We start from the raw sequence: 3,656 nt of genomic DNA, 5'->3' as shown, positions 1-3,656 counted from the left end.
GAGCACGTCGAGGTCTTTCGGATGGAAGGCGTAGGAACCTCCATCATCGGAAGACCTCGACCCTCAACCGCGGAGCGACGCGCCTCCCCAGATCACCGGCCTCTACACCCTCAACTGTGATGAGCCGCATTTCCTCAAGGTCGCGATAGCTGATCGGATAGCGACAATACCAGCGCACCGCCCACAGGATCACATCACCCTGGAAATGGCGCCACTTGAAATCCGTCATCGTTCCGTCCGTCCAATCTCCGCCAAGCATGCTCAAGCTTCACGATTTTTGCAACAGAGCCTCACATCACCCTGGAAATGGCGCCACTTGAAATCCGTCATCGTTCCGTCCGTCCAATCTCCGCCAAGCATGCTCAAGCTTCACGATTTTTGCAACAGAGCCATATCGACAACCTCTCGCGCAACCAATCACATCACCCTGGAAATGGCGCCACTTGAAATCCGTCATCGTTCCGTCCGTCCAATCTCCGCCAAGCATGCTCAAGCTTCACGATTTTTGCAACAGAGCCATATCGACAACCTCTCGCGCAACCAAGACATCGCGGTCGGACTGCAAGTGATCTTGAAGCCACGGGCCCGTCCCACCCCGACATGGACCTCGATGCCCGAACGGACGTTAGATTTCGAGTTCTAGGCGTTCTGCGATGAAGGTTGGATCCCAGCCGGGATTGAAAGTGTCGACGTGGGTGAATCCGAGCCGCTCGTATAGGCCACGCAGGTTCGGGTGGCAGTCGAGCCGCAGCTTGGCGCACCCCTGCGTTCGCGCGGCATGGCGGCAAGCCTCGATCAGCGCGGAGCTGACACCCCGGCCCGCATGTGTCCGTCGCACCGCGAGCTTGTGCAGATATGCGGCCTCCCCCTTGAGGGCGTCGGGCCAGAACTCGGGATCCTCGGCCGACAAGGTGCAACAGCCGACGATGCCGTCGCTGCAACTCGCGACTAGGAGCTCGGATCTCAGGACGAAGGTCTCCGCGAATGTCCGGTCGATCCGCGCGACGTCCCAGGCGGGCGTTCCCTTGGCGGACATCCACGCCGCAGCGTCGTGCATCAGCCGCACAACCTCGTCGATATCACCCGAGCAGGCGACCCGAACGTTCGGAGGCTCCTCGCTGTCCATTCGCTCCCCTGGCGCGGTATGAACCGCCGCCTCATAGTGCAGTTTGATCCTGACGAGCCCAGCATGTCTGCGCCCACCTTCGCGGAACCTGACCAGGGTCCGCTAGCGGGCGGCCGGAAGGTGAATGCTAGGCATGATCTAACCCTCGGTCTCTGGCGTCGCGACTGCGAAATTTCGCGAGGGTTTCCGAGAAGGTGATTGCGCTTCGCAGATCTCCAGGCGCGTGGGTGCGGACGTAGTCAGCGCCATTGCCGATCGCGTGAAGTTCCGCCGCAAGGCTCGCTGGACCCAGATCCTTTACAGGAAGGCCAACGGTGGCGCCCAAGAAGGATTTCCGCGACACCGAGACCAATAGCGGAAGCCCCAACGCCGACTTCAGCTTTTGAAGGTTCGACAGCACGTGCAGCGATGTTTCCGGTGCGGGGCTCAAGAAAAATCCCATCCCCGGATCGAGGATGAGCCGGTCGGCAGCGACCCCGCTCCGTCGCAAGGCGGAAACCCGCGCCTCGAAGAACCGCACAATCTCGTCGAGCGCGTCTTCGGGTCGAAGGTGACCGGTGCGGGTGGCGATGCCATCCCGCTGCGCTGAGTGCATAACCACCAGCCTGCAGTCCGCCTCAGCAATATCGGGATAGAGCGCAGGGTCAGGAAATCCTTGGATATCGTTCAGGTAGCCCACGCCGCGCTTGAGCGCATAGCGCTGGGTTTCCGGTTGGAAGCTGTCGATTGAAACACGGTGCATCTGATCGGACAGGGCGTCTAAGAGCGGCGCAATACGTCTGATCTCATCGGCCGGCGATACAGGCCTCGCGTCCGGATGGCTGGCGGCCGGTCCGACATCCACGACGTCTGATCCGACTCGCAGCATTTCGATCGCCGCGGTGACAGCGCCGGCGGGGTCTAGCCGCCGGCTCTCATCGAAGAAGGAGTCCTCGGTGAGATTCAGAATGCCGAACACCGTCACCATGGCGTCGGCCTCCGCAGCGACTTCCACGATGGGGATCGGGCGAGCAAAAAGGCAGCAATTATGAGCCCCATACCTACAAAGCCCCACGCATCAAGCTTTTGCCCATGAAGCAACCAGGCAATGGCTGTAATTATGACGACGCCGAGTCCCGACCAGACTGCATAAGCAACACCGACAGGGATGGATTTCAGAACCAGAGAAAGAAAATAAAATGCGATGCCATAACCGATTATGACAACGGCGGAAGGGGCAAGCTTAGTAAAGCCCTCGCTAGATTTTAATGCGGATGTTGCGATTACTTCGCCAACTATTGCGATAACAAGAAAAAGCCAGCCTTTCATGATATATCTCCCAATTTGTGTAGGGCTTATTATGCACGCTTAAAAATAATAAAAGCAGACTTGACCTGATAGTTTGGCTGTGAGCAATTATGTGCTTAGTGCATCTAACGCCGGAGTTAAGCCGCCGCGCGTAGCGCGGTCGGCTTGAACGAATTGTTAGACATCATTTACCAACTGACTTGATGATCTCGCCTTTCACAAAGCGAATAAATTCTTCCAAGTGATCTGCGCGTGAGGCCAAGTGATCTTCTTTTTGTCCCAGATAAGCTTGCTTAGCTTCAAGTAAGACGGGCTGATACTGGGCAGGTAGGCGTTTTATTGCCCAGTCGGCAGCGACATCCTTCGGCGCGATTTTGCCGGTTATTGCGCTGTACCAAATGCGGGACAACGTAAGCACTACATTTCGCTCATCGCCGGCCCAGTCGGGCTGCGAGTTCCATAGCTTCAAGGTTTCCCTCAGCGCCTCGAATAGATCCTGTTCAGGAACCGGGTCAAAGAATTCCTCCGCTGCCGGACCTACCAAGGCAACGCTATGTTCTCTTGCTTTTGTAAGCAGGATAGCTAGATCAATGTCGATCATGGCTGGCTCGAAGATACCCGCAAGAATGTCATTGCGCTGCCATTCTCCAAATTGCAGCTCGCGCTTAGCCGGATAACGCCACGGGATGATGTCGTCATGCACGACAAGGGTGACTTCTATAGCGCGGAGCGTCTCGCTCTCGCCAGGGAAAGCCGAAGCCTCCATAAGATCATTGAGCAATGCTCGCCGCGTCGTTTCATCAAGCTTTACGGCCACAGTAACCAACAAATCAATATCGCTGTATGGCTTCAGGCCGCCATCCACTGCGGAGCCGTACAAATGCACGGCCAGCAACGTTGATTCCAGATGGCGCTCAATGACGCTTAGCACCTCTGATAGTTGGTTCGAAATTTCGATGGTCACCGCTTCCCTCATGATGTCTAACTTTGTTTTAGGGCGACTGCCCTGCTGCGTAACATCGTTGCTGCTCCATAACATCAAACATCGACCCACGGCGTAACGCGCTTGCTGCTTGGATGCCCGAGGCATAGACTGTACAAAAAAACAGTCATAACAAGCCATGAAAACCGCCACTGCGCCGTTACCACCGCTGCGTTCGGTCAAGGTTCTGGACCAGTTGCGTGAGCGCATACGCTACTTGCATTATAGCTTACGAACCGAACAGGCTTATGTCCACTGGGT

Annotated in this window: 3 protein-coding genes and 3 pseudogenes; 1 reads left to right on the top strand and 5 read right to left on the bottom strand. The window is 56.7% G+C overall.

What is annotated here, in order from left to right; translation table 11 throughout:
• Window positions 1–127 precede the first annotated feature (127 nt).
• From H5397_RS17030 to H5397_RS17010, 5 genes and pseudogenes are all read right to left on the bottom strand, one after another.
• Window positions 128–229 (bottom strand): annotated as a pseudogene (locus H5397_RS17030) (IS6 family transposase); the annotation flags it as partial.
• A 396-nt stretch (window positions 230–625) separates the two neighbouring features.
• Window positions 626–1,126, bottom strand: a complete 501-nt coding sequence (locus tag H5397_RS17025) for a GNAT family N-acetyltransferase (RefSeq protein ID WP_000376623.1) — start codon at window positions 1,124–1,126, stop codon at window positions 626–628.
• A gap of 127 nt (window positions 1,127–1,253) precedes the next feature.
• On the bottom strand, window positions 1,254–2,093 hold the full coding sequence (gene sul1, locus H5397_RS17020; RefSeq protein WP_000259031.1) for a sulfonamide-resistant dihydropteroate synthase Sul1: 840 nt from the start codon (window positions 2,091–2,093) through the stop codon (window positions 1,254–1,256).
• Entirely contained in the window at window positions 2,087–2,434 is a 348-nt protein-coding gene (locus H5397_RS17015) for a quaternary ammonium compound efflux SMR transporter QacE delta 1 (RefSeq protein ID WP_000679427.1), read from the bottom strand. The genes sul1 and H5397_RS17015 overlap by 7 nt, the downstream gene beginning before the upstream one ends.
• Window positions 2,435–2,550: 116 nt before the next feature.
• Window positions 2,551–3,389: pseudogene (locus tag H5397_RS17010) on the bottom strand (AadA family aminoglycoside 3''-O-nucleotidyltransferase).
• Window positions 3,390–3,534: 145 nt separating this feature from the next.
• Here H5397_RS17010 and H5397_RS17005 point away from each other — a divergent pair.
• Window positions 3,535–3,656, top strand: a pseudogene (locus H5397_RS17005) (integrase); the annotation flags it as partial.

The sequence above is a fragment of the Propioniciclava sp. MC1683 genome (assembly GCF_014164675.1).
In the GTDB taxonomy this organism is placed as follows: domain Bacteria; phylum Actinomycetota; class Actinomycetes; order Propionibacteriales; family Propionibacteriaceae; genus Propioniciclava.
The sequence above is the reverse complement of the archived record's forward strand: the minus strand, read 5'-3'. Positions and strand labels throughout refer to the sequence as shown.